This is a genomic window from Streptomyces sp. NPDC088116, assembly GCF_044741745.1.
Lineage (GTDB): Bacteria > Actinomycetota > Actinomycetes > Streptomycetales > Streptomycetaceae > Streptomyces.
Map to the genome: position 1 here is coordinate 339,991 of NZ_JBIUTF010000007.1, position 25,565 is coordinate 365,555.

A 25,565-nucleotide genomic window follows, 5' to 3' on the forward strand; every position below is an offset into this window, starting at 1 on the left:
AATAACCGGGGACGACTTCCCCGTTTGCACGTGTGTCACTGGAAACGGGGAGCTGATCCCCGCTTGAGGAAGGGCCTGATGTGACCGCCGCTGCCACCGCCGCCATTGCCGCCACCGCCGCCGTATCGGTGGCGTCCGTGGCGCGCCGTGTGCCTCGCCCGCGCGCGGATGCCCTGCGCAACCGGGAGCGGATCGTGACGGCGGCCCGCGAGATGTTCGTGGAGTACGGGGTCGAGGCCCCGCTCGACGAGATCGCACGCCGGGCCGGCATCGGCAACGCCACGCTCTACCGGCACTTCCCCGACCGGCACGCCCTCGCCCACGCTGTCGTGCTCTCCGTCATGGTCCGCGCGGCCGACGAGGCGGAGGGGATCGCCGCCGAGGAAGCCGGAAAAGCCGAAAGGGGCGAGGAGACCGACGCGTTCGACGCGCTGCGCCGCTTCGTCCACACGGCCGCGGACCAGCGGATCGGGGCCCTGTGTCCGCTGCTTTCCGGCACGTTCGACAAGGACCGCCCCGACCTGGACGCCGAGCGCGGCCGTCTCGAAGAGGCCGTCGAGGGGCTGATGGAGCGGGCGCGGCAGGCGGGACGGTTGCGTACGGATGTCGCCGTCGGCGATCTGATGGTCGCGCTGTCCCAGCTCACCCGCCCGCTGCCCGGCACCGGCTGTGTGAACATGGACCGATTCGTCCACCGGCACCTCCAGCTGTTCCTGGACGGCCTGGAGGCTCCGGCCCGGTCCGCCCTGACCGGCTCGGCCGCGACCCTGGAGGATCTGCGCCGCGCCGCTCCGTGACGCGCCCTGAACCATGAACCACCGGGCGGCCCCGGTAACCCGTCGGCCCCGCCCTCGTCTCCCTCGCTTCCTTCACTTACTTCACTTCCTTTCATTTCGCCGCTCGGTCATCAGGTGACCCCGGCGACTCCATGACCTCGCAGGACGCGCAGTGTGGCGTGTCCCTCTGGGCGTCAACACATCCGTTCTGGCCTTTCCGCACCCCTAGGTGGATTCCTCCATGTCAAAAACAGCCGACAAGCGGCTCCCCGACCCGGCGGGCGCCGCGCTCGCCGACCCCAACCGCTGGAAAGCGCTGGTGTTCATCGCCCTGGCGCAGCTGATGGTCGTCCTCGACGCGACCATCGTGAACATCGCGTTGCCCTCCGCCCAGCGGGACCTGGGCATATCGGACGGCAACAAGCAGTGGGTCATCACCGCCTACGCCCTCGCCTTCGGCGGACTGCTGCTGTTCGGCGGACGTATCGCGGACCTCTGGGGGCGCAAGCGCACCTTCGTCGTCGGTCTGCTCGGCTTCGCCGCGGCCTCCGCCGTCGGGGGCGCCGCCACCGGTGAGGCGATGCTGCTCGGCTCCCGGGCGCTCCAGGGCGCCTTCGGCGCGCTGCTCGCGCCGGCCGCGCTGTCGCTGCTCGCGGTGATGTTCACCGACGCCAAGGAGCGGGCCAAGGCCTTCGGCATCTACGGGGCGATCGCCGGTGGCGGTGGCGCCGTGGGCCTGATCCTCGGCGGGTTCCTCACCGAGTACCTGGACTGGCGCTGGACGTTCTTCGTCAACATCCCCTTCGCGATCGTCGCCGCGCTGGGCGCGTACTTCGTGATCGGCGAGCCGGCGGACGGCCGCAACAGGTCCCCGCTGGACATCCCCGGTGTCGTGCTGTCCACGCTGGGGCTGGTGTCGCTGGTGTACGGCTTCACCCGCGCCGAGACCGACGGCTGGTCCGACACGATGACGATCTCGCTCTTCGTCGGCGCCGCCGTCCTGCTGTTCTCGTTCGTCGTCGTCGAGTCGCGGGTCGCGCACCCGCTGCTGCCGCTGCGTGTGGTGGCCGACCGCAACCGCGGTGGTGTCTACCTCTCCCTGGGGCTCGCCATCATCGCGATGTTCGGCCTCTTCCTCTTCCTGACGTACTACCTCCAGGTCGTGAAGGGCTACTCACCGGTCAGGACCGGCTTCGCCTTCCTCCCGATGATCGCGGGCATGATCACGGGCTCGACCCAGATCGGCGCCCGGCTGATGACGCGGGTGCCGCCGAGGCTGCTGATGGGCCCCGGCTTCCTGGTCGCCGCGCTCGGCATGCTGCTGCTGACGCAGCTGGAGATCGATTCCTCGTACACGGGCCTGATCCTGCCGGGTCAGCTGCTGCTGGGCCTCGGTATGGGTACGGCGTTCATGCCGGCCATGTCGCTCGCCACACACGGCATCGAGCCGAGGGACGCGGGCGTCGCCTCGGCGATGGTGAACACCTCGCAGCAGGTGGGCGGCGCGATCGGTACGGCGCTGCTGAACACCATCGCGGCCTCGGCCACGACGGCGTACGTCACGGCGCACGCGGCGACCACCGGCGACAGCCGGCTGCTGGAGCTGCGGGCGATGGTGGCGGGCTTCTCCAGCGCCATCTGGTGGGCGGTCGGCATCCTGGCCGTCGCCGCCACGATCGCGGTGACCTTCATCAACACGGGCCGCCCCGGTGCCTCGCCGGGTGCCGGTACGGAGGGCGCCGGGAACGAGGTGAAGGTGCCGGTCGCGATGCACTGAGGGGCCGCACCTGTGGCAGGGGCTTCGACCCGTGGGAGGTTGGAGCCCCTGCCGCGCGCCCGGCCGCCGGATGCCGGACCGGGCAGTTCCTCAGCGCCGCCCGGACAGTTCCTCAGCGCCGCCAGGGCAGGTCCGCGCCCGTACCCTCCGGCTGGAGCCCCTCGGCCATCACCCGCATGATCTCCCCGAGCTGGTCCACCTGCTCCGGGCTGAGCCGGTCGAAGATCGCCTGGCGTACGGCGGCGACATGCCCCGGCGCTGACCGCTTCAGCACATCGTTGCCGAGGTCCGTCAGGAACGCGTTCTGCCCGCGCCTGTCGGAGGGGCAGTCCTCGCGCTGTACCCAGCCGTGCTCTTCGAGCCGGGCGATCGCGTGGGAGAGCCTCGATCGCGTGATCTTGGCGTCCTTGGCCAGCTGAGTCATCCGCAAACGCCGCCGGGGGGCCTGCGCGAGGTGGACGAGGAGGGCGTAGTAGATGTGCGGCATCCCGGCATCGCGCTGCAACTGCCGGTCGAGATGGTCTTCCAGGAGGGTGGTGGCCTGAAGGTAGGCCTGCCAGACGTCCTGCTCACCGCTGCTGAGCCAGCGCGGCTCCTCGCCCGTACCGGCGGCGCTGCCGGTGGATGCCGTATTCATATATTCCACTGTACCCATTCTTGAAAGTTAAACTAGGTGTGGTTACTCTTGTAAGAACTGAATGCTTGATAGTTCAAGTTCAGGCTCGGGGTGGACGCCGAGCGGGCGTCCGAGTACGCACAGACCGGGAGTCGCCATGAATGCCGTCGCGGAGCGCATGCCCGCCCTCTACCTCTCCCACGGTGCCCCGCCGCTGGCCGACGATCCGGTCTGGCCCGGCGAGCTGGCCGCCTGGTCGGCGACGCTGCCGCGCCCCACGGCGATCCTGGTGGTCTCCGCGCATTGGGAAGAGGCTCCGCTCGCGCTCGGGGCGACCCGCACCGTACCGCTTGTGTACGACTTCTGGGGCTTTCCCGAGCACTACTACGACGTACGGTACGCCGCCCCGGGCGCGCCGGAACTCGCCGCGTCCGTAGTCAAGTTGCTGCGGGCCCCCGGCATGCCCGTGCAGGACGTCCCGGACCGCGGGCTCGACCACGGGGCGTATGTGCCGCTGGTGGAGATGTTCCCGCGGGCCGACGTTCCGGTACTCCAGATCTCCCTGCCCACGCTCGAACCGCGCAAGCTGCTGGAGATCGGCCGCAGGCTGGCGCCGCTGCGGGACGAGGGCGTACTGATCGTCGGCAGTGGTTTCTTCACCCACAACCTGGCCGCGCTGCGGCACCCGGGCGGGGGCGTGCCCGGCTGGTCGGCCGAGTTCGACGACTGGGGCGCGCGGGCGCTGCTGGCGCAGGACATCGACGCGCTGCTCGACTTCGAGGAGAAGTCCCCGGCCGGCCGCCTGGCCCACCCCCGTACCGAGCACTTCGCTCCGCTGTTCGTGACGCTGGGGGCCGCGGAGGGCGAGCTGGGCAGTGGCCGCAGTGTCATCGACGGCTTCTGGCTGGGGCTGGCGAAGAGGTCGGTGCAGTTCGGCTGAGCGGCACCTCTCGCGGCCGGCTCCTCCCGGCCCAAGGGCTCTCGCCCGGCTGCCCCTGGCCGGGCTCCTTCTAGTCCAGCTCCCTCTCGTACCAGGCCACGTCCCAGTAGCGCCCGAATTTCCGGCCGACCTCCTCGTACGTCCCGATGTGACGGAATCCGAGGCGGGTGTGCAGCCGGGTCGAGGCCTCGTTCGGCTGGGCGATGCCCGCGTACGCGCGGTGCAGGTCCTCGCCCTTCAGGGCCTCGAAGAGCGCCTCGTAGAGCAGGGTGCCGACGCCGCGCCCCACGGCGTCCGGTGCGCAGTAGACGGTCACCTCGACCGACGTCGAGTACGCGGGCTTCGGCCGGAAGGGGCTGCTGGTTACGTAGCCCAGAATCCGGGCAGACGGGACATCCTCAGCAACCAAAAGTCTGTACGGGCCGTCTACAGGATGAGAACGCAGCCAGGGCAGGCGTTCCTCGGGGGTGAAGGCGATGGTGTCGAACGTGATGGCCGTCTCATGGACGTAGTGGTTGTAGATGTCCGTGAGTCGGCCGAGATCGGCCTCCAGCCCCGCCCTGACCTGCACTTCTGTCTGTCGCTGCGACATTCGCCCTCCCCGGTTGGCGGCACAGGGTACTGCATGATCAGAAAATCCATGTACGGCATGGGAATTCTGTCCGGATTCCAGTCGTTGTTTCCAACGGATGCAGGGCACCCGGGAGGGTGTCGCGACCTACTCAGTTCAGTAAGGGAGCTCGCATGGCAACCCGTGCCGTCGCCCGTCGTACCGCCCCCGGCGCCTCCGGCGGGACGAAAGCGGCAAGCAGTGTTCGCGCCGTAGGCGGGGAGATCGCCGACCGCGACCTGGTCGGCATGTACCTCGACGAGATCGCGCGTACACCGCTGCTCGACGCCGCCAAGGAAGTCGAGCTGTCCCAGACCATCGAGGCCGGTGTGTACGCCCGGCAGATCCTCGACGGAGGGGTGGAGAGCGAGGGTGCCGGGGCTTCGGCCGAGGAGCTCGAAGCGCTCTTCGCCGAGGCCGAGCGCGCGAAGGACGTCTTCATCCGCTCGAACCTCCGCCTGGTGGTGGCGGTGGCGCGGCGCTACCCGCGCAGCGGCCTGCCGCTGCTGGACCTGATACAGGAGGGCAACGCCGGCCTGGTGCGCGCGGTCGAGAAGTTCGACTATGCCAAGGGCTTCAAGTTCTCCACGTACGCGACGTGGTGGATCCGGCAGGCCATCACGCGCTCCATAGCGGACCAGTCCCGTACGATCCGGCTGCCCGTCCACCTGGTGGAGGAGCTGGGCAGGATCCGCCGTGTGCAGCGCGAGTTCAACCGTGAGCACGGCCGTGACCCCGAGCCCACCGAGGTCGCCGCCGAGCTGGGTTCGAATCCGGCGCGGATCAACGACGTGCTCGACTGGGCCCGCGACCCGGTCAGTCTGAACATGTCGGTGGACGACGACGGGGACACGCAGTTCGGTGACCTGCTGGAGGACACCTCGGCCGTGTCGCCCGAGCAGTCCGTCCTCACGCTGCTGCGCAGCGAGGAGCTGGAGGATCTGATCGGCAAGCTCGACCAGCGCACGGCCTCGATCATCAAGATGCGGTACGGCATCGACGACGGCCGTGAGCGGACGCTGACCGAGGTCGGCAAGCAGCACGGCCTCACGCGCGAGCGGATCAGGCAGATCGAGAAGCACGCTCTCCTGGAGCTGAAGAAGATGGCGCGCGATACCGGGTTCGACGCGGCGGCGTGACGTTTGTCGACGCGGCGGCGTGACGTCGCCGTCCACTGGCCGTAGTGTCCCCCTTACTCGTACTCTCTCTTCGTACGAACCGGCCGATCCGGCGGCCCCCCAAGACGAGCCCCGGCACCAACCCCCCCCAGGTGCCGGGGCTCACCCCTGTCCGGCGCCGGTCGGCGGTGGGGCGGTGGCGGTGGCCGCGCGGGTGAGTCTGGCTCCCAGGTCGTGCAGGTACCGCGTCAGCTGGGCCGGCTGGTGGACGGTGAACTCGCAGTCCACCAGCGCCAGTCGGAGCGCCACCCACTCCAGCGAGTCACTCATCGTGGCGCTCAGGCGACAGGAGCGGGGCCCGGTCGGGACCGGCGCTCCGAGCGAGGCGGGCAGCCGCGCCGCCACGAACTCGGCGGGCGCCGCGAAGCTCACCTCCACCTCCACCCGGGGCTTCATCCGGGACATGGACCGGCTCAGGAACTCCGCCGCGTCCCCGGTCGGCAGGGCGCGCGGGGTGAACCGGGCACCCGTGGCGAACGGCTCGCCGACCCGGTCCACGCGGAACGTACGCCAGTCCTCGCGCCCCAGGTCGTACGCCACCAGATACCAGCGCCAGCCGGTGGAGACCAGGCGGTACGGCTCGACCTGCCGCTTCGTCTCCGTACCGTCGCCGGAGCGGTAGTCGAAGCGCAGCCGCTCGGTGCCGGTGACGGCGGCGGCCATCACCGTCAGGGTGCGCGGATCGACCGTCGCGCCGTCGCCGCGCGTGAGCGGAATGGTCGCGGCCTGGAGGGTGGCGACCCGGTGCCGCAGCCGGGACGGCAGGACCTGCTCCAGCTTCGTCAGCGCCCGTACGGAGGCCTCCTCGACGCCCTCGATGACATGGCCCGCGCCGGCCCGCAGTCCGACCGCGATGGCGACGGCCTCCTCGTCGTCCAGGACCAGCGGAGGCATGGCGGCGCCGGCGACCAGACGGTAGCCGCCGACCGCGCCCATGGTGGCCTCCACGGGGTAGCCGAGGTCGCGCAGCCGGTCGATGTCGCGGCGGATGGTGCGCGGACTGACGCCGAGCCGCTCGGCCAGCTCCCGGCCAGGCCACTCGCGCGGAGTCTGGAGGAGCGAGAGCAGACTGAGGAGTCGTCCCGGGGTATCGGTCATGGGGACCATGGTGCGCGCCATCCAGGACATGTTCTGTCCTAGATGGCTCCTAGCTTGTCCCGCATGAGTACTTCCCCGGCCGTACCCGGTACGGCTGCTTCGGCTGCCGTACCTTCCGAATCCTCCGCCGTACCGTCCGCACCGCCCGCCCCTTCCGAGTCCGTTCCCTCCGAGTCCGTACCGGAGACCGAGTCCGTACCGAAGACCGAGTCCGTCCCTTCCGAGTCCGTCCCTTCAGAGTCCGTACCGGAGCCGTCCGTTTCCGAGGCCGCCTCCGGTGACCGTCGTCGCTGGCTGGCGCTCGCCGTCGTCATGACGGCCGCCTTCATGGACCTGGTCGACGTCACCATCGTCAACATCGCCATCCCGAGCATCGAGCGGGATCTGGGGGCCTCCTTCGGCGCGATCCAGTGGATCACCGCCGGATACGCTCTCGCCTTCGCCGCCGGACTGATCACAGGCGGCCGGCTCGGTGACATATACGGCCGCAAGCGGCTCTTCCTGATCGGTATCACCGGTTTTACGATCGCCTCCGCGCTCTGCGGTTTCGCCGCGAGCCCGGAGATGCTGGTCGGATCCCGGCTGCTCCAGGGCGCGATGGCCGCGATGATGGTGCCTCAGGTGCTGGCGATCATCCATGTCACCTTCCCGGCGCACGAACGCGGCAGGGTCTTCGGGATGTTCGGCGCGATCATCGGTCTCGGTGCCGTCACCGGACCACTGCTCGGGGCGCTGCTCACACAGTGGAACATCGCCGGCCTCGAATGGCGGCCGATCTTCCTGATCAACCTCCCCGTCGGGCTCGCCGGTGTGCTGCTCGGCCGGAAGTTCATCACCGAGTCCAGGGCGCCGAAGGCGCTCCGCCTCGATCTGGTGGGCGTGGGGCTGGTCACGGCGGCGCTGCTGATGCTGATCTATCCGCTGACACGCGGCCGTGAGCTGGGCTGGCCGCTCTGGGGCAGCGTGTGCATGGCCGGCAGCGTGGGCGTGCTGGCGGGCTTCGTGGCGTACGAGAAGAGGAAGACGCGCAAGGACGGGTCGCCGCTGGTCGAGCTGTCGCTGTTCACGGTGCGGAGCTTCGCGGCGGGCATCGCCGTACAACTGATCTTCGGTGTCGCGATGGGCGTCTTCTTCCTGGTCTGGACGCTGTACATGCAGCTCGGGCTCGGCTGGGATCCGCTGCGGGCAGGGCTGACGGGAGTGCCGTTCTCGGTCGCGGTGTCGCTGGCGGCCGGGCTGTCCGTACAGAAGCTGGTGCCGCGCTTCGGCCGGAAGGTGCTCCAGACGGGCGCGCTCACGATGGCCGCCGGGCTGCTGCTCTACATCTGGGAGGCCGGACGGTACGGGCTGGAGATCCAGCCGTGGCAGATGGCGCTGCCGCTGGTGGTCATGGGCCTCGGGATGGGCCTGATCGTGGCGCCGCTGACGGACGCGGTGCTGTCGGATGTCCCGCGCGAGCACTCGGGCTCGGCGTCCGGCCTCATCAGCACCACGCAGCAGATGGGTACCGCGCTGGGGCTCGGGCTGGTGTCGGTGGTGTTCTTCGGGGTGGTCGACGACCGGATGGCCGAGGCCGGGCCGGGAGCGATGCGGGCGGCGGGGGCGGCCTTCGCCGACGGATTCCGGAACGCGCTGTGGTGGGTGGTCGCGGTGCTCATCGTGATCTTCGCGGTGATGTTCGCGCTGCCGGCCCGGCCGAAGCGGCAGACGGAGGAGCCCGCACCGGCGGCCGGGACGGTGGCCGAGGGGGCGGCTGAGGCGGCGGCCGAGGTGGCGGCCGGGACGGTGGCCGAGGTGGCGGCCGCCGTGACAAGTCGAAACGCCACAAAGCGTGTTGATGGAAAGTCACACTGAACACAACTCACGCCCCCTGCGTATGAAGGGCCGAAGCGTTTTCGTCTGCTGCCGGCGAGCGGACTCCGTCCCCCACAGGAGGTATTGAGTTGAGCCACAAGCGCATACCCAAGCGAAAGATCATATTCGCCGGGGGCGGCGCCGCCGCCGTCGCGGCGGCGGCGATTCTGCTGCCGAACGCGAACGCATCGCAGGACACACCCGATCCACAGCCCAAAACGCTGAACGCGGCCTCCGCAGGGGATCTCGCCTCGCAACTCGCCTCTCAATTGGGTGAGGCATTCGCCGGCTCGTACTACGACAAGGGCAACCAACAGCTGGTTATCAATGTCGTCGGTAACAGCGGCGATGTGAACCTCGAGGTCAAAAAGGCCGGGGCCGTCGTGAGAAACGTCAAGAACAGCACGGCTCAACTGAAGTCGGCTTCACAGACGTTGAAGCAGCAGGCCACCATCCCGGGTACCGCCTGGGCCGTCGACCCCAAGACCAACCAGATCCAGGTCACGGCCGATAGCACGGTGACCGGCGAGAACTGGGACCAGATCCAGTCCACCGTCAAGTCGCTCGGCACGGACGTGGCCCGTATCAAGAAGTCCCCGGGGGAGTTCAAGCCGTTCGTCGAAGGCGGTGACGCCATCTTCGGCGGCGGTGCGCGCTGTTCTCTCGGCTTCAACGTGACCACGGCGGACGGTGCTCCCGGCTTCCTCACGGCCGGCCACTGCGGTGTCGCAGCCGAGGCTTGGTCGGACGCCCAGGACGGCGAGCCGGTCGCCACGGTGCAGGACGCGACGTTCCCGGGGGCCGGTGACTTCGCGCTCGCCACCTACGACGACGCGGCCACCGAAGCCACGAGCACGGTCAACACCGGTGACGGACAGGTCGTGGAGATCACCGCGGCGGCCGAGGCCACGGTGGGCCAGGACGTCATCCGTATGGGCAGCACCACCGGACTGAACGACGGCGCGGTCACCGGCCTGGACGCCACGGTCAACTACGCGGAGGGCACGGTCACCGGGCTGATCCAGACCGACGTCTGCGCGGAGCCGGGCGACAGCGGCGGCCCCCTCTTCACCGCGGACGGCAGCGCGATCGGTCTCACCTCCGGTGGCAGCGGTGACTGCACCGCCGGCGGAGAGACCTTCTTCCAGCCGGTGACGACCGCGCTGGAGGCGGTCGGAGCCACCATCGGTGCCGGAGGTGCCGGAGGTGCCGGAGGCGGAGAGGCCGACGGCGGCGCCGACGCGGGCGCGGACGGCGGCGCCGACGCGGGTGCCGATGGTGGCGCCGACGCGGGTGCCGACGGCGGTGTGGTCGGCGGAGCCGACGCTGGTGCCGATGGTGGTGCGGACGCCGGTGCTGACGGCGGTATCGACGGTGGCGCGGACGCGGGTGTTGACGGCGGAGCCGCGGGGGACGCTGACGGCGGAGCCGCTGGTAACGGCGAAGGCGCTGCCGGGAATGGCAACGCCAACGGAAACGGCAACGGCAACGGCAGCGCCGATGACAACGGCAGCGGTGTCGTCGAGAACCGCTGACGCCAGGTCCTGAGTGCGTCGCTCATGAGGTGTGCCGGTACTCACGGACCGCGATCACGCTGACCGCGATCACATTGATCACCGGAACGCGTGGATCACGGCAAAGACCTCCGGCGGGTGGAGCTTCGGACTCCGCCCGCCGGAGGTCTTTGCCGTTCCCGGCCGGAGCCCCCCGACCGCCCGGACATGGTCCGGAGCGATCACGGCGCCGCGCTCCGCGTCCTTCTGTGACCACTCGCGCCCGACCATGTCTGTTCCGCGCCCGAATCTGTTTACTTTCCGGAAATCTGAGCGTAGCGTGTCGCCGAAACCACAGGTTCGGGCACGGAACGGACGTAAATCCACATGTACGCACCAGAGCGGCAGCAGGAGATTCTGCGCCTCGCCCGTGAGGGCGGTCGTGTGGATGTGCTCTCGCTGGCCGAGGAGTTCCAGGTCACCGCCGAGACCGTACGGCGTGACCTCAAGGCCCTGGACAGGGCCGGGCTCGTACGGCGTGTGCATGGCGGGGCCATACCGGCCGGGCGGCTCGTCTTCGAGCCCGACCTCGCCGAGCGCGAATCGACCGCCGCCGACGAGAAGGACCGCATCGCGCACGCGGCGCTCGCCGAGCTGCCGCGGGACGGCAGTGTGATTCTCGATGCCGGCTCGACCGTGGCGCGGCTCGCGGCGGCGCTTCCGCCGGAGTGCGAGCTGACCGTCGTCACCCACGGGCTGCCGGTCGCCGCCCGTCTCGCCGACCATCCGGGCATCGCCCTCCATCTGGTCGGCGGGCGGGTACGGCACCGTACCCGCGCGGCCGTGGACGCCTGGGCGCTGCGGGCGTACGGGGAGATCCGCGCCGATATCGTCTTCCTCGGCACCAACGGTTTCGCGCCGGACGCCGGTCTCACCACCCCGGACCTCGCCGAGGCCGCCGTCAAGCGCGCGGTCGTCGCCGCGGCCCGGCGCGTGGTGCTGCTCGCCGATTCGGCCAAGTACGACCAAGAGCATTTCGCCTGCTTCGGCTCTCTCGCCGATGTCGATCTGCTCATCACCGACAGCGGGCTCAGCCCTTCGGATGTCGCGGCGGTCGAGGCCGCGGGCACCGAAGTGCTGTGTGTTTAGGAGAGCTCCGCATGATCCTCACCGTCACCCCGAACCCGAGCCTGGACCGTACGTACGAGATCCCGGCCCTCGACCGAGGCGAAGTGCTGCGGGCCACGGCCGAGCGCATGGACCCCGGGGGCAAGGGCGTCAACGTCTCGCGGGCCGTCGCCGCGGACGGCCGCAGTACGGTCGCCGTGCTGCCGCTGGGCGGGGCGCCCGGGGCGCTCGTCGCCGAACTGCTCGCGGGCCAGGGCATCGAGGTCGCGCCGGTGCCGGTGGCGGGGGCGACCCGTTCCAACATCGCGCTCGCCGAGCCCGACGGCACCCTGACGAAGATCAACGCGCCGGGGCCCGAGCTGACCGCCGCCGAATCGGAGGCACTGCTCGCCACGATCCGCGCGCACGCCGGTGCCGCTTCCTGGATCGCCTGCTGCGGCAGCCTGCCGCGCGGGCTCGACGCCACCTGGTACGCCGAGCTGGTCGCCCGCGCGCACCACGCCGGGGCCAGGATCGCGCTGGACACCTCGGGGCCCTCGCTCCTGGCCGCCCTCCGGGAACGGCCGGACGTCGTCAAGCCGAACGCCGAAGAGCTGGCCCAGGCCGTCGGCCGCCCCCTCACCACGGTGGGTGACGCGGTCAAGGCGGCGGAAGAGCTGCGGACGTACGGCGCCGGTGCCGTCCTGGCCAGCCTGGGAGCCGACGGCCAGCTGCTGGTCTCGGAGGCCGGGACGTACTTCGGATTCGCCGCGGTCGCCACCGTACGCAGTAACGTCGGTGCGGGCGATTCGTCGCTGGCCGGTTTCCTCGCGGCGGGTGGCGACGGCCCTCAGGCGCTGGCCTCGGCTGTCGCGCACGGCGCGGCAGCCGTTCAGCTGCCGGGAAGCGTGATGCCGTCACCGGCGGATCTGGACCCGTCGGCGGTCACGGTGACCGAGGACATTCCGCTGGACCGTCCCCTTACGGAGCCCGCCCCATGAGCCTTCCCTCCCGCGATCCCGCCGGATCCCCCGATTCCCCGCCCGCCCCTCAGTCCATGTACCTGACCCGCGCGATATGCGAGCAAAGGAGCCCGCGATGACAGACATGATCACCGCGGACCTGGTCGACCTCGACCTGGCCGCCGAGACGAAGGAAGCCGCGGCCCGCTCGCTGGCCGAACGGATGGTGAGCCTGGGCCGGGTCACCGACCTGGACGGCTTCCTGGCCGACGTGGCCGCGCGCGAGGCCCAGATGCCGACCGGCCTCGACGGCGGTATCGGCATCCCGCACTGCCGCAGCGCGCATGTCGGCGAACCGACGCTCGCCTTCGGCCGCTCGCCGCGGGGCATCGACTTCGGCGCCCCGGACGGGCCGGCGGATCTGATCTTCCTGATCGCGGCTCCGGCCGGTGCGGACGACGCCCACCTGACGATCCTCTCTGCCCTGGCCCGCCGCCTGATGAACGAGGAGTTCACGACGGCCCTGCGCTCGGCGACGGACGCGGTCGCCGTCGCGTCCCTGATCCGCGGCGAGGAGCCTGCGGCGGCCGAGGCGGAGACCGGGACCGCGGCTGTGGAGGCTCCCAGCACGCCGACCACCCCCGAGGCCGCCGCCGCACCGGCCGCTGCCACCGGCAGCCCCACCGCCCCCGCTTCCGCGAACCCTTCCGCGCCCCCTTCCCCTGATTCCGCCGCCGCCGACCATGTCTTCCGGATCGTCGCCGTCACCTCCTGTCCCACCGGCATCGCGCACACCTACATGGCCGCCGAGGCCCTGGAACAGGCCGGGCATGACGCGGGCATCGAACTGGTCGTCGAGCCGCAGGGTTCCTCCGGATTCCACCGGGTCGACCCCGCCGTCATCGCCGCCGCCGACGGCGTGATCTTCGCGCACGACGTGCCCGTACGGGAGAAGGAACGGTTCGCCGGGAAGCCCACCGTCGACGTCGGCGTCAAGGCCGGCATCAACCGGCCCGCCGAGCTGATCGCCGAGGTACGCGGCAAGGCCGAACGCGGCGAGGTCACCGCCGCCGCGCACGCCACCCCCGTGGACGCCGCCGGCGAGCCCGGCGAGGGCTACGGCACCAAGCTGCGCAAGTGGCTGATGTCCGGCGTGAGTTACATGGTCCCCTTCGTGGCGGCCGGCGGTCTCCTCATCGCCCTCGGCTTCGCCATCGGCGGCTACACCGTCGACAAGGCGCCCTCCGTCGCCGAGCACTTCGTCTGGACCGACCAGACCAGCTGGGCGGCGCTGCTGTTCCAGATCGGCGGCGTGGCGTTCAGCTTCCTGGTGCCCGTCCTCGCGGGCTACATCGCGTACGGAATGGCCGACCGCCCTGGCCTGGTGCCCGGCTTCGTCGGCGGCTCCATCGCCCTCACCATCAACGCGGGCTTCCTCGGCGGCCTGGCCGCCGGTCTGATCGCCGGTGGCACGGTGATGGCCATCCAGCGGGTGAACGTGCCCGCCACACTGCGCGGCATCATGCCGGTCGTCGTGATCCCGCTGATCTCCTCGGCGATCGTCGGCTTCCTGATGTTCCTGGTGGTCGGCAAGCCCATCGCCGAACTCCAGAAGGCGCTGACCGACTGGCTCTCCGGCCTCTCCGGCGCCAACGCGATCATCCTGGGCGTCATTCTCGGCCTGATGATGTGCTTCGACCTGGGCGGTCCGCTGAACAAGGTGGCCTACGGCTTCGCGGTCGGCGGCCTCGCCAACCCCAACGAGGGCAGCCTCAAGGTCATGGCCGCCGTGATGGCCGCGGGCATGGTCCCGCCGCTCGCGATGGCGCTGGCCACGACCGTACGGGGCAAGCTGTTCACCCGTACCGAACGGGAGAACGGCAAGGCCGCGTGGGTACTCGGCGCCTCCTTCATCACCGAGGGCGCGATCCCCTTCGCCGCCGCGGACCCGCTGCGGGTGATCCCGTCGGCGATGGCCGGCGGCGCGGTCACCGGCGCGCTGTCCATGGTCTTCGAGTGCACCCTGCGGGCGCCTCACGGCGGCATCTTCGTGATCCCGCTGATCGGTAACCCGTTCCTCTACCTGCTCGCCATCGCAGCGGGCACCGGAGTGAGCGCCGGACTGGTCATCCTCCTCAAGAGCGCACGGAAGACGCCCGCCGCCGCGGAACAGGGCGCAACCGCCGGGCCGGCCGCGGACGGGGGAGCCGGCACGGAAGCCAAGGTGCCGGTGTCCGCCTGACCCCGTACCGCCTCCGGGCGGTGACCGCGCGCCCCGGTCGGGGGCGGCCGTACACCCGGCCGCCCCCGACCGGTCGCACGGTCAGCCCCCGGACAAGTCCACAGCTGTACGGGTGTACGGGAGCCTGCGTCATGAGACCGAGCTGTACGGGACCAGGTTGTACGGGACCAGGTTGTGCGGCACCTGATCCGCTCGACCAGGCTGTGCGGACCCACCTCGCGCGGCCGGGCCGGGCGGGCCCGCCTCACGTCCGATCACCTCACGTCCGATCATCGCACCTGGGCTCATCTCACCTGCGCACGGAGCTCCATGGCTTCGCGCGCGGTGCTTTCCGACGGATAGACCTCGCACATGTGGCGGCCGTCCGGAGTCGCCGTGTGCTCCACCTCCCAGAGGCTCGTCTCACTGCCGTCCATCAGCAGGAACGCGTGCTCGTAGAGCGTGAAGCCCGCGTCCTTTCCCTCGACCTCGTACTGCCGGCCGAAGACCTGGGTGATGTGATGAGCGAACGCCGTACGCAACAGCTGCGCGGTCGCCTCTCCCGGCCGGTCGGCGTTCTCCGCCCGCCGCAGCACTCTGCGGGCGTGGTCGGGGGAGTTGTCCGAGGAGTACATCCGGTGCCGCGGGATCGGTGGCAGGGCCCGCAGCCCCCGGAGCAGGGCCAGATGGGCGTCGATCTCGGCCGTACGCTCGGACTCCAGCTCCGCGAGCAGTCCGGCCGCGACATCGTCCATGGGCGGATCGTCGGCGGAGCGCGGTGCGCCCGGCTCCGTGGTGGAGAGCCGAGGAGCCTCCGGACTGCCGGGCCGGCACAGCCGGGCGGCGGCGAGCCGCACCTCGGATTCGTCTCCGTACAGCTCGTGCAGCCGCGCGCCGTCCCGGCCGGTGTTGTGCACCAGCTCCCAGAGGGTGAGCGCGCTGCCGTCGGGCAGCAGATAGGTGTGTCGGTACGTCTCGCGGTGCAGCCCCGCACTGTGGTGCGCGGAACACAGCGAACTGGCGTGCGCCAGCGCACGGTCGAGCCGCTCGACCATTGCGTCGGGCAGGTCGAAGGAGTTGAGTGCCCGACCCAGGAGTCGCTCGAGGTGCGTCTCGGTTGTCTCGTAGGGATCGTTCAAGATGGGTTCTCCAGGCCGTTGCCACATGTCACTTGGTGATTGCATAACGTAGCGCCTAGGGCTGACATCGCGTCCCACGTTTGGGAAAACGAAGGGGGCGTACGTGAAGTTCCTGCGCGCCCCCCGCCAACTCGTCGACTACGCCCCTCCGTCGGGCCCGTACAGCTCCCGGTACGACGGGAACGTCCCACCGGGTCCTTCCACACTCTCCGCCGCGCCTATGGCCCGCACGACTGCCCTGGTCACGACATCCGCGCCGACCGCCAGAACCTCGTTCAGCGCGAACGGATCCGCTCCCGGCAGGGCCAGACCGCCGGTAGCGAGCGCGAAAACAGTATCCCCGTCGTTGAGCAGATGAACAGGGCGGACGGCGCGCGCGATGCCGTCGTGCGCCGTCCCCGCGAGCTTCTGCGCCTGTGCGCGGGAGAGTTCGGCATCGGTGGCGACCACGGCAAGTGTGGTGTTGAGCGGCGCCGGACCGTTCCGCTCACGCAGCTCGGCCAGCCGTCGCAGCGCCGCCTCGTGGACTTCGGGCGCCGGGTATTCCGTACGTCCGTTGATGTAGCGCCCGTACAGCACGCCCGTCAACGGATCCACCGCCGAGCCCGCCGCGTTGGCCACGACCAGGGCGGCCACGGTGATCCCGGAGTCCAGGACCGTGCTCGCCGTACCGACCCCGCCCTTGAGCTGCCCGACGACTGCGCCCGTCCCCGCGCCCACTCCGCCTTCCTCGACCGGTGCCCCGCTCTCCGTCCCGGCCGCCGCCTCCACCGCCGCACGGCCCGTGGCCGCGTCCGGCCGGATCCCCCAGTCCCCACCGCGCCCCAGGTCGAATATGCCCGCGGCCGGGACGACCGGCACCACCTGCGCCGGATCAGGGCCGACGCGGACGCCGCGACCGTGTTCCTCCAACCACGCCACCACGCCGGACGCCGCATCGAGCCCGTACGCACTGCCGCCGGTCAGCACGACGGCATCGATGCGCTGGACGAGATTACGCGGGTCCAGGGCGTCCGTCTCCCGGGTGGCCGGCCCGCCGCCCCGTACGTCGACGGCGGCGACCACCCCGCCCTCCGGAGCGAGGACGACCGTGGCGCCGGTGAGGGCCCGGACTCCGGCGACCCGCGCATGCCCTACCCGCAGCCCGGCCACATCGGTCAGAGCGTCATTGGTTGCCATGACCCCCATCCGTACCACGCGCACGAGAAGAGAGGGGTGTTGGCCGTTCGGAGAGAGTCACTCCGACCGCCACGGTCACCGCCGCCACCAACCCCGCGGCGAGCACCGCCCAGGCCCCCGCGAACGTACAGGCCGCCACCGCGGCCGCCGAGACCGGCAGGACGAGCTGCTGGGCCGCCCCGGTTTTGAAGTGACGCGCGTGCAGCAGCCAGACCGTGAGCGAGAAGACCGCGGCCGGGACCGTGACGGCGGCGGAGGCGGCGACCGCCGAGATATGCGCCTTGCCCACCGAGTGCTCCACCGCCACCTCCAGCCCCGCGCCGATAGCGGCCGCCGACCCGAAGATGACGAAATGGCCGTAACCCCACGGGATGGCCTGCCTGTTGCCGGTCAGCCGCTGGTGCGCGGGGACCGCGAAATAGATCCACCAGGCGGCGAAGACGAGGAGGAGGCCACCGGCCGCGATGGGCAGCAGCTCCCCGACCGCTTCCTGTTCGTCCAGCGCCGACTGCACCGCGACGGTCGCGGCAGACATCGTCTCGCCGAGCACGATCAGGGTGAACAGCCCGTAGCGCTCCACGATGTGATGCGGATGCCAGGCCGTCTGGTGGTCCCGCTCCGCCAAGGGCGGCACCAGCAACTCGGCGACCACGACCACCAGGAACAGCGGGTGCTTCATATGGTCCGGCGCGGCCAGCAGCGCCACCCACGCGGCCTGGCAAATCACCAGACCGACGGCATACCGCAGATCGGTGCGCCGGGCCGGCCCCCGGGACTCGGACAAGCCCGCCCGCAGCCACTGTGCGGTCAGCGCCACCCGCATCACGAGATAGCCGATGACAGCGATGGTCCAGTCGTTGTCGGCGAAGGCGCGCGGCACACCCGCCGCGTAGATCAGCACCCCGCAGATCTGCACCAGGGTCGCGATGCGGTACGGCACGTCGTCGCAGTCGTATGCCGAAGCGAACCAGGTGAAGTTCATCCAGGCCCACCACACCCCCCAGAAAATGAACAGGTACCCGACGATCCCCGCGCTCGTACGCCCCTCCGCCAGCGCGTGCACGAGCTGCGCCCCGGCCTGGGCGACCGCCACGACGAAGCACAGGTCGAAGAAGAGCTCCAGAGGCGTCGCCGCGCGGTGCGCCTCGTCCCGCCTGCGAGCGGTCATGCGGCGCAGGGGCCCCGCGGTCCCTGCCGCGCTGCTCGACATCATGGGGCCAGCACAGCAGAGGAACCGGTGCCGGCCCGGTGAGGCGCGCGCCGCGTTCTCGCCGACCTGTGGACCCTACGGACCACGGGAGCGTGTCCGCGCGGGAGGCCTCATGCCCGTCGGCCGTCCTCGTCCCGCAAGGGCCCCGGGTGTGCCTGACACCCCCGTACTCTGGACGTATGAGCGCCGCCCCCACCCCCGAGCCGCGTGCCGACCAGCGGGCCGGGTCGACAGCACCGTCCGGTCCGTCCGGGCCGTCCCGGCCACCGCGCCCGAATCCGGCGTTGATCTTCGACGATCCGCTGGACCAGCAGTCCTGCGACGACACCGACCGGGGCTGGGGAGACCGGGCCGCGGGGAGCGGCGACAGCGCCGCCGACCTCGCACGCTTCTTGGACGAGAAGCCGCCCCACCACATCTGAGGAACGCCCCTGGGCGTCCCAAGCGCCTCAACGGCGCTCGTCGGGTCCGCCGCTACGGCTTGTCGAGGCCGGGACCGGACCCGGGTCCGGAGCCCTGGCCGCGCTGCGCCAGCAGGGCGTCCCTGATCTCCTTGAGCACCTCCAGCTCGCTGACCTCCAGGACTTCCTGGACCTCTTCCTTGGCGGCCTGCTGCTTGGCCCGCCTGGCGAGGTACTTGGACATCGGCAGGACCATCAGGAAGTACACGACGGCCGCTGTGATCAAGAAGGTCAGAACGGCACTGAGCACTGTTCCCCACATGATGGGGATGCCCGAGGTGACCTCGCCCGCGGCGTTGGTCTCGCACGGAGACTTGAGGCACGAGCTGTACTGGTTCAGATCCTGTGTGCCGAACGCTCCGACCACCGGATTGATGAGCCCCTTGACGACCGAGTTCACCACGTTGGTGAATGCGGCCCCGATGACGACCGCGACCGCCAGGTCGATCACATTGCCGCGCATCAGGAAGGCCTTGAAGCCCGCCAGCACGCTCTCCTTCTCCTCGCTCACGAGTGAGCCTTTCTTCACATGGACCGTACGGATGACAAGCTGCCCCGCAACCTACGGCAGCGCGTGCCCACGCTGTCCAATCCGTCCACGCGATCAGGCGACCCCACAGCGTGCCCGTGCGACCGCGCGCCACACGACACAGACCGGTCAGACCCAGGACCCCATGGCCCGACAGCACGTGGCCCGGCACCACAAGGCCCAGCAGCACACGGCCCGCCACTCCGCGTCTCAGCACAGCGTCACCGCCAACTGTGACGTGGCACTCGCTCCGGCCAGCGCCGCCGCCGTGGCGCGCGGCACGGACAGCACCACCAGCGCTCCGCGGTCCGACGAGGTCTCGCGCTCCCCCGGGATCTCCGTCACCCGGGCTCCCCTGGCCACCACCCGCGCCTCGGACTCCCGCTGCGGCACCCCGGCCGATCCCAACGGGGACGGGGCGGCCGCGATCACATCGACCCGGTCTCCCCGGCGCAGCAGTCGGACCGTCGCCGCATCGGCGATACGCACCGGCGCGGACACCATCCGTGCGGGCGGCTGAGCGGGGTCCCGTCCCGATGACGCCGACGCGGCCGTCGCGCCGGTCGAAGCTTCCGCAGAGGAGTCGGAAACAGCCCCGGCTCCGACACCACCGAGCGCGCCACCCGCTCCCGTGGCAGCCAGCGCGGCCGCCGTCACGGCCAGACCGGCCGCCGTCGCACGCCGGTGCCGAAGCAGCGCCCGGCGCAGTCGCTGCCGGGAGCCACGCACTCGCAGCGGATCGAACGGTGGCACACCACGCCGCGTCGGCGTCTGGGAACCCGGTGGTGGCGTGGGAAAGCGGGTGCAGGGAGGTGAAAGAGGAGAACGAGGACGGGGACGAGGGGAGGGGGACGGGGCATGCGTGAAGGAACCGGACATGGCGAGCACCGCCTGACGTGAGGAGTTCTGCGATCGCTCCTCACGATCCACGATCCGGCAACAGCCCGCTGAAGCCTGTGGATCAGCGAGCGATTGTGGACAACTCCCTCACCCGCACGAGTGGTTCCGGCTTCTGCCGGGCCGATCCCACTGCCCCCGCGCATGGTTCACGGGGGCGTGGGCAGCTTGTGACCGGAGCAACCGACGGTCGGGCGCAGGTGAGAAACCACTGGTGACCAACTACTCGTGACCAACCACCCGTGACGACCGTCGGCGACCAACCGCCGGTGAACAACCGCCCGTGGTCAGGGCAGTTCGAGTCCGGTGTCGACCCCGTCCAGCGCGTGCGCGCACAGGCAGTCCCGTGTCTCGCTCGCCTGCAATCCCTTTACCGCGTCGAACAGCACCGTGCGCAGCCGGTCGACATTGGAGGAGAACACCCTGAAGACTTCGTCGTGAGAGACTCCCTCGCCCGTCTCTGCCCCCGCGTCCAGGTCCGTCACGAGCGTCATCGACGTGTAGCAGAGGCCCAGTTCACGTGCGAGTACAGCCTCGGGGTGCCCGGTCATCCCGACCACCGACCAGCCCTGTGCCGCATGCCACTTCGATTCCGCCCGCGTCGAGAACCGAGGCCCCTCGACGACGACGAGCGTCCCGCCGTCCACCGGCTCCCAGCCGTGTCCGCGCGCCGCCACGAGCGCCGCCGCGCGGCCCTCGGGGCAGTACGGGTCGGCCAGCGAGATGTGCACGACCTTCGACTTGCTTCCGTCCGGCAGTCGCACCCCGTCGTAATAGGTCTGCGTGCGTGCCTTCGTACGGTCCACCAGCTGATCGGGTACGAGCAGGGTGCCGGGACCGTACTCCGGCCGCAGTCCGCCCACCGCGCACGGGCCCAGGACCTGCTTCACCCCGACCGAGCGCAACGCCCAGAGGTTGGCGCGGTAGTTGATGCGATGCGGCGCGATGTCGTGGGAGCGCCCGTGCCGGGGCAGGAACGCGACCTGCCGTCCGGCGATTTCGCCGAGGAAGAGTGAGTCACTGGGTGGTCCGTAGGGAGTCTCCACCTGAACCTCGGTCACATCCTCCAGGAAGGAGTAGAAGCCCGAGCCGCCGATCACGCCGATCTCTACGTTCGCCATTTCATCACAGTAGCGGGACGCATGATCCCGTTCGGTGGGGGCCCATGCCAAGGACCCCGCCATACGCGATGGCGGGGTCCTTGGAAGACCGGAGAAGAAGAGTCAGGCCCTGGTCAGGCGGCCGAGGAGCTGCTGGAGCTGCTCGACGAGCCGGATCCGGAACCCGAGGACGAACCGGAGCCGGAGCCGGAGCTGGAACCCGAGCCCGAGCCCGAGCTTGAGGAAGAGGCCGACGAGGCGGTCTTGGACTCCGCCTTGGACTCCGACGACGACTTGGCGCCCGAAGAGCCCGCCGCGGCCGGCGCGCTGCTCGAGGACGAGCCGCGGCTGTCATTGCGGTAGAACCCGGAGCCCTTGAAGACAATGCCGACCGCTGAGAACACCTTCTTCAGGCGTCCCTGGCAATCGGGGCACTCAGTGAGGGCATCGTCGGTGAACTTCTGCACCGCCTCAAGGCCCTCGCCGCACGCGGTGCACTGGTACTGATAGGTCGGCACTTGCTCCTCCTGGCACTCTCACTCAATGAGTGCTAACGACGCTCCATAGTGACGTATTCCGCGCGATCAGTCCACTGTCACCGGCACGCGGTGACTCATCCCACGCGCGGCGACGTATCCCGAGGCCTTCGGAACCAGCCTCGATCGCAGCGCCACCAAGGTGACCAGAGCCAGCGCCGTACCCACGAGCGGTACGACAAATCCGGTGCTCGCGCCGTACGCGTCCGCCAACTGTCCGGCGACGGTGACAGCGGCGGCCTGCCCGAGCGCGACCGCGCCGGTCAGCCAGGTGAAGGCCTCGGTGCGGGCCGATGCGGGCACCAGCGAATCGACCAGGGTGTAGGCCGTGATCAGGGCGGGCGCGATGCAGAGGCCGACCAGCAGTCCGAGCCCGGCCAGCAGGGCCACCGAGTGCACCGCCCAGAGCAGGGAGGCGCCCAGCGTCAGCCCCGCGTATCCGGACAGGAGCCTGCGGCGCGGCCCGATCTTCCAGGCCACGGCGCCGCACACGATCCCGGCGATCATGTTGCCGGCCGCGAAGATCCCGTACAGCAGACCGTTCACACCGGGGGAGCCGATCTCCTCGGCGAACGCGGTGAGCGAGACCTGCATTCCGCCGAAGACCGAACCGATCCCGAGGAGGGCCACGGCCAGGACCCGCACCCCGGACACGGACAGCGCGGACGTACGAGTCTCGTCCGAGGCGCCCGCACCGTGCCGGCCGGTCCGTGGCTGTGTCGCCCGCTGGGCGGCGAAGAGCAGTCCGCCGGCCAGCGTCAGCGCGGCTTCGGCGATCAGACCGGCCGCCGGGTGGATACCCGTGCAGAGGGCGGTCGCCAGCACCGGCCCGATGACGAAGGTGAACTCGTCCGTCACGGATTCGAAGGCCGCTGCCGTCGGCAGCAGCGACGCGGCCCCACCGGCCCCAGCCCCGGACCCGGCCTTGGCGCCCGCGCCCACACCCGAACCGTGGCTGCCCAGCACGGCGGCCCAGCGCGAGCGCACCATGGGGCCGATCTGCGGAATGGACGCGCCGGTCGGGACGGCCGCGACGAACAGCGCCCACAGGGGAGCGTCGGCCAGGGCGAGCGCGATCAGCACCGCCACGGACGCCGCGTGCACCAGTACGCCCGGTACCAGTACCGCACGCTGCCCGAAGCGGTCCGCGAGCTTGCCGCCCTGCGGTGCGAAGAGTGCCATGGAGACGCCGGTCACCGCGGCGACGGCGCCCGCGTTGCCGTACGAGCCGGTGGTGTGCTGGACCAGCAGGACGATGCCGATCGTCAGCATCGCGAAGGGCTGCCGTGCCGCGAAGCCGGGGAGCAGAAACGTCCAGGCGCGGGGCGTGCGCAGCAGTCGTCCGTAACCGGGCCGGGCCGGCGCCGCGCCCCGCTCGTCGCCCGAGGCCCCGCGAGCGCCGTCTTCAATGCCCGTAGCGCCCGTAGCGCCCGTAGCGCCCGTAGCGCCCGCGACGCCATCGACCGTGTTGTCGGACACGGTCCTTGCCTTTCCGCCGCCTGGTAGCGCGCCCCCGGATGTACGGGCGCGGCCGAGAGCTGTCCTCATTGCGCGGAACTGCGGTAGATACCAGGCCCCACTACGGGAAACGCCACGGCCGCCATACGGTCGCGCCAGCACTGCGTCAGGCAGAGTTGGTCGATCAGACAGATATGCCTGCATCGTACAGGTACGAACCGCCCACCGCCTGGGAACGGCCGAACTCCGCCCCCGTACGCCTGCGATTGTGAGAGGCGAGGGCGGCGCCGGACAGTCCCCCGCCCGTAGGGGATCCGCCGTAAGCCGAGCCGATCAGCAGATCAGCCGATCCGATCAGCCAAGCAAACCAAGCAAACCAAGCCGATCAGCCAAGCCAACCAGGCCCGTCAACCCATCAACCCATCAGCTGATCAGCCGGACCTCGGCCCCGCCTTCGCGCCCGCGTCCTTCCCGGCCCCCGTCCCCCTACTCGTACCCGTACCAGCGCCCCCACCGGCAGCCGAGCCCGTGGTCTTGCCGCCGCCCGTGGTCTTGCCGAGGTTCGTCCCCTTCCGGACGCCGGCCCCCTTACGGGCACCGCCCCCCGGACGGGATCCGGCCCCCTCGCGTGTGCTCGCGCCATTGCCCGTGCCCAGCCATCCGGCCAGTTTTCCGCCCTGTCCGACGGCCCGCAGCCGCCGCTCCGCCGCGTCCCGCACCGGATCCGTCGCCACCACCAGCAACTCGTCACCACGGCGCAGCACCGTCGCCGGCTGCGGTACGAAGCTCTTGTCGTCCCGTACGACCAGCGTCACCGCGGACCCCGCGGGCAGCCGCAGTTCCGCGACCTCCACGCCGTGCATCTTCGAGTGCTCGGGGATCGCCACCGAGAGGAGATGGCCGCGCAGCCGCTCCAGCGGTGCCGATTCGATGCCCAGGTCGGCGGCCTCGGAGGAGTCGCCGAGCCGTAGCGCCTTCGCCAGCCAGGGCAGCGTCGGCCCCTGGACCAGCGTGTAGACGACGACCAGGATGAAGACGATGTTGAAGATCCGCAGGCTGCCCTCGATGTCCGTCACCATCGGGATGGTCGCCAGGATGATGGGCACCGCGCCGCGCAGCCCCGCCCAGGACATCAGCGCCTGTTCCTGCCACGGGATACGGAACGGCAGCAGGCTGATCAGGACGGACAGCGGCCGTGCCACCGCGGTCAGCACCAGTCCGACGATCAGCGCGGGCAGGACGTCGTCGCCCAGTTCGTGCGGTGTCACCAGCAGCCCGAGCAGGACGAACATGCCGATCTGCGCGATCCAGCCGAGTCCTTCCGCGAAGCCGCGGTTCGCCGGGGCGTGCGGCAGTTTCGAGTTCCCGAGGACCATCGAGGCGAGGTAGACGGCGAGGAAACCGCTGCCGTGCGCCGTGGCGCCGATCGCGTACGCGGAGACCGCGATGGCCATCACGGCGATCGGATAGAGCCCGGAGGCGGGCAGCGCCACATGCCGCAGCCCGAAGGCACCGGCCCAGCCCACCGCGAGTCCGACGCACGCGCCGATCGCCAGTTCCAGCGTGATCTCGCCGACCAGCAGATACCAGTGCTCCACCGGACCCGCCGCCGAGAGAGCGACCACGATGATCACCACAGGCGCGTCGTTGAAGCCCGACTCGGCCTCCAGCGCCCCGGTCACCCGGGTCGGCAACGGCACCCTGCGCAGTACGGAGAAGACCGCCGCGGCGTCCGTCGAGGAGACGACCGCTCCGATGATCAGCGCCTGCCGCCACTCCAGGCCGACCAGATAGTGGGCGGCGGCCGCGGTCACACCCACGCTCACCGCGACTCCCACGGTCGAGAGCGCGGCGGCTATGGGCAGCGCCGGTTTGACTTCCTTCCACTTCGTGCCCAGGCCGCCCTCGGCAAGGATCACCACAAGCGCGGCATAACCGATCACCTGTGTCAGTGCGGCGCTGTCGAACTTGACGTGGAAGAGACCGTCCTGCCCTATGACGACGCCGATGCCGAGGTACAGCAGCAGGCTGGGGAGGCCGCTGCGGGACGAGATCCGTACGGCCGCGACCGCGATCAGCAGCACGAGCGAGCTGATGAGCAGGAGTTGATTGAGCTGGTGGACAGTCAGCGGCCGATCCTTCCCCTCGCGCATGCCGGATCGTTCCTCCGGCAGCCGGTACTTCGTTACCTTACCTAATCTTTAACGTTTTCTTGACGCTTTCGATCGTCAGTACGAGTGCTGATGTGGCGTCTGTCGCGATCGCGGCGTATATCCCACGCGAATCCCGTGTACATCCCATACGAAACTCCATGCGAATAACGGCGGATGCCGGCCCATGTCCCTCGGTGCATCCCTGTGTGACCGTCCGATGAGTCGCACTAAATGACACCGCGTCGGGGACGGCGACGCGCTGCGCCTATGG

General features: G+C 70.3%; 22 protein-coding genes. 10 read left to right on the forward strand and 12 right to left on the reverse strand.

Translation table 11 applies throughout. The annotated features are described in order from the left end of the window. Positions 1-104: 104 nt before the first annotated feature. Both ACIOJD_RS27695 and ACIOJD_RS27700 read left to right on the forward strand, forming a co-directional pair. Positions 105-797: a TetR/AcrR family transcriptional regulator gene (locus ACIOJD_RS27695; protein ID WP_401918857.1), complete on the forward strand. Its 693-nt coding sequence runs from the start codon at positions 105-107 to the stop codon at positions 795-797. Between the two features lie 220 nt (positions 798-1,017). Next, positions 1,018-2,553, forward strand: a complete 1,536-nt coding sequence (locus tag ACIOJD_RS27700) for an MFS transporter (RefSeq protein WP_401918461.1) — start codon at positions 1,018-1,020, stop codon at positions 2,551-2,553. Positions 2,554-2,665: 112 nt separating this feature from the next. On the opposite strand, the gene ACIOJD_RS27705 is transcribed toward ACIOJD_RS27700, so the two are convergent. Further along, entirely contained in the window at positions 2,666-3,199 is a 534-nt protein-coding gene (locus tag ACIOJD_RS27705) for a MarR family winged helix-turn-helix transcriptional regulator (RefSeq protein ID WP_401918859.1), read from the reverse strand. A 127-nt stretch (positions 3,200-3,326) separates the two neighbouring features. On the opposite strand from ACIOJD_RS27705, the gene ACIOJD_RS27710 reads away from it, so the two are divergent. After that, on the forward strand, positions 3,327-4,109 hold the full coding sequence (locus ACIOJD_RS27710; RefSeq protein ID WP_401918463.1) for a dioxygenase: 783 nt from the start codon (positions 3,327-3,329) through the stop codon (positions 4,107-4,109). A gap of 70 nt (positions 4,110-4,179) precedes the next feature. Here the strand turns inward: ACIOJD_RS27710 and ACIOJD_RS27715 are convergent, their stop codons facing one another. After that, the gene (locus ACIOJD_RS27715; protein WP_401918465.1) at positions 4,180-4,701 is read right to left on the reverse strand and encodes a GNAT family N-acetyltransferase; all 522 of its coding nucleotides are present in this window, start codon (positions 4,699-4,701) and stop codon (positions 4,180-4,182) included. Between the two features lie 152 nt (positions 4,702-4,853). Between ACIOJD_RS27715 and ACIOJD_RS27720 the strand changes: the two genes are divergently transcribed. Further along, entirely contained in the window at positions 4,854-5,858 is a 1,005-nt protein-coding gene (locus ACIOJD_RS27720; protein ID WP_401918467.1) for an RNA polymerase sigma factor RpoD/SigA, read from the forward strand. Between the two features lie 141 nt (positions 5,859-5,999). Here the strand turns inward: ACIOJD_RS27720 and ACIOJD_RS27725 are convergent, their stop codons facing one another. After that, the gene (locus ACIOJD_RS27725; RefSeq protein WP_401918469.1) at positions 6,000-6,995 is read right to left on the reverse strand and encodes a helix-turn-helix transcriptional regulator; all 996 of its coding nucleotides are present in this window, start codon (positions 6,993-6,995) and stop codon (positions 6,000-6,002) included. A 312-nt stretch (positions 6,996-7,307) separates the two neighbouring features. On the opposite strand from ACIOJD_RS27725, the gene ACIOJD_RS27730 reads away from it, so the two are divergent. The 5 genes from ACIOJD_RS27730 (at position 7,308) to ACIOJD_RS27750 (ending at position 14,653) form a co-directional block, all read left to right on the forward strand. Next, a complete protein-coding gene (locus ACIOJD_RS27730) occupies positions 7,308-8,849 on the forward strand; it encodes an MFS transporter (RefSeq protein ID WP_401918860.1) in 1,542 nt (513 codons plus the stop codon). Positions 8,850-8,938: 89 nt separating this feature from the next. Then, a complete protein-coding gene (locus tag ACIOJD_RS27735; RefSeq protein WP_401918471.1) occupies positions 8,939-10,384 on the forward strand; it encodes a S1 family peptidase in 1,446 nt (481 codons plus the stop codon). 345 nt (positions 10,385-10,729) lie between these two features. After that, positions 10,730-11,491, forward strand: coding sequence for a DeoR/GlpR family DNA-binding transcription regulator (locus tag ACIOJD_RS27740; protein WP_401918472.1), 762 nt, complete (start codon positions 10,730-10,732; stop codon positions 11,489-11,491). An 11-nt stretch (positions 11,492-11,502) separates the two neighbouring features. After that, positions 11,503-12,450, forward strand: a complete 948-nt coding sequence (gene pfkB, locus ACIOJD_RS27745) for a 1-phosphofructokinase (protein WP_401918474.1) — start codon at positions 11,503-11,505, stop codon at positions 12,448-12,450. A gap of 97 nt (positions 12,451-12,547) precedes the next feature. Further along, a complete protein-coding gene (locus ACIOJD_RS27750) occupies positions 12,548-14,653 on the forward strand; it encodes a fructose-specific PTS transporter subunit EIIC (protein ID WP_401918476.1) in 2,106 nt (701 codons plus the stop codon). Between the two features lie 284 nt (positions 14,654-14,937). Here the strand turns inward: ACIOJD_RS27750 and ACIOJD_RS27755 are convergent, their stop codons facing one another. The 3 genes from ACIOJD_RS27755 to ACIOJD_RS27765 form a co-directional block, all read right to left on the reverse strand. Beyond that, positions 14,938-15,771, reverse strand: coding sequence for a DUF6227 family protein (locus tag ACIOJD_RS27755; protein ID WP_401918478.1), 834 nt, complete (start codon positions 15,769-15,771; stop codon positions 14,938-14,940). 138 nt (positions 15,772-15,909) lie between these two features. Further along, positions 15,910-16,950, reverse strand: coding sequence for a P1 family peptidase (locus tag ACIOJD_RS27760; RefSeq protein ID WP_401918480.1), 1,041 nt, complete (start codon positions 16,948-16,950; stop codon positions 15,910-15,912). Next, positions 16,937-18,163: a low temperature requirement protein A gene (locus tag ACIOJD_RS27765; RefSeq protein WP_401918481.1), complete on the reverse strand. Its 1,227-nt coding sequence runs from the start codon at positions 18,161-18,163 to the stop codon at positions 16,937-16,939. The genes ACIOJD_RS27760 and ACIOJD_RS27765 overlap by 14 nt, the downstream gene beginning before the upstream one ends. Before the next feature lie 176 nt (positions 18,164-18,339). Between ACIOJD_RS27765 and ACIOJD_RS27770 the strand changes: the two genes are divergently transcribed. Next, positions 18,340-18,582 carry a hypothetical protein gene (locus ACIOJD_RS27770; protein WP_401918483.1) on the forward strand — a complete coding sequence of 81 codons (243 nt, stop codon included), beginning with the start codon at positions 18,340-18,342 and terminating at the stop codon, positions 18,580-18,582. 52 nt (positions 18,583-18,634) lie between these two features. On the opposite strand, the gene mscL is transcribed toward ACIOJD_RS27770, so the two are convergent. From mscL to ACIOJD_RS27800, 6 genes are all read right to left on the reverse strand, one after another. Then, positions 18,635-19,132 carry a large conductance mechanosensitive channel protein MscL gene (gene mscL / locus ACIOJD_RS27775; RefSeq protein ID WP_401918485.1) on the reverse strand — a complete coding sequence of 166 codons (498 nt, stop codon included), beginning with the start codon at positions 19,130-19,132 and terminating at the stop codon, positions 18,635-18,637. A 228-nt stretch (positions 19,133-19,360) separates the two neighbouring features. After that, positions 19,361-19,903, reverse strand: coding sequence for an RcpC/CpaB family pilus assembly protein (locus ACIOJD_RS27780; protein ID WP_401918487.1), 543 nt, complete (start codon positions 19,901-19,903; stop codon positions 19,361-19,363). Positions 19,904-20,334: 431 nt separating this feature from the next. Further along, entirely contained in the window at positions 20,335-21,168 is an 834-nt protein-coding gene (locus tag ACIOJD_RS27785; RefSeq protein WP_401918489.1) for an S-methyl-5'-thioadenosine phosphorylase, read from the reverse strand. A 113-nt stretch (positions 21,169-21,281) separates the two neighbouring features. After that, positions 21,282-21,665 carry an FmdB family zinc ribbon protein gene (locus ACIOJD_RS27790; RefSeq protein WP_401918491.1) on the reverse strand — a complete coding sequence of 128 codons (384 nt, stop codon included), beginning with the start codon at positions 21,663-21,665 and terminating at the stop codon, positions 21,282-21,284. Between the two features lie 66 nt (positions 21,666-21,731). Further along, positions 21,732-23,162, reverse strand: coding sequence for an MFS transporter (locus tag ACIOJD_RS27795; protein WP_401918493.1), 1,431 nt, complete (start codon positions 23,160-23,162; stop codon positions 21,732-21,734). A 410-nt stretch (positions 23,163-23,572) separates the two neighbouring features. Beyond that, positions 23,573-25,294, reverse strand: a complete 1,722-nt coding sequence (locus tag ACIOJD_RS27800) for a potassium/proton antiporter (protein ID WP_401918495.1) — start codon at positions 25,292-25,294, stop codon at positions 23,573-23,575. Between the last annotated feature and the right edge of the window lie 271 nt (positions 25,295-25,565).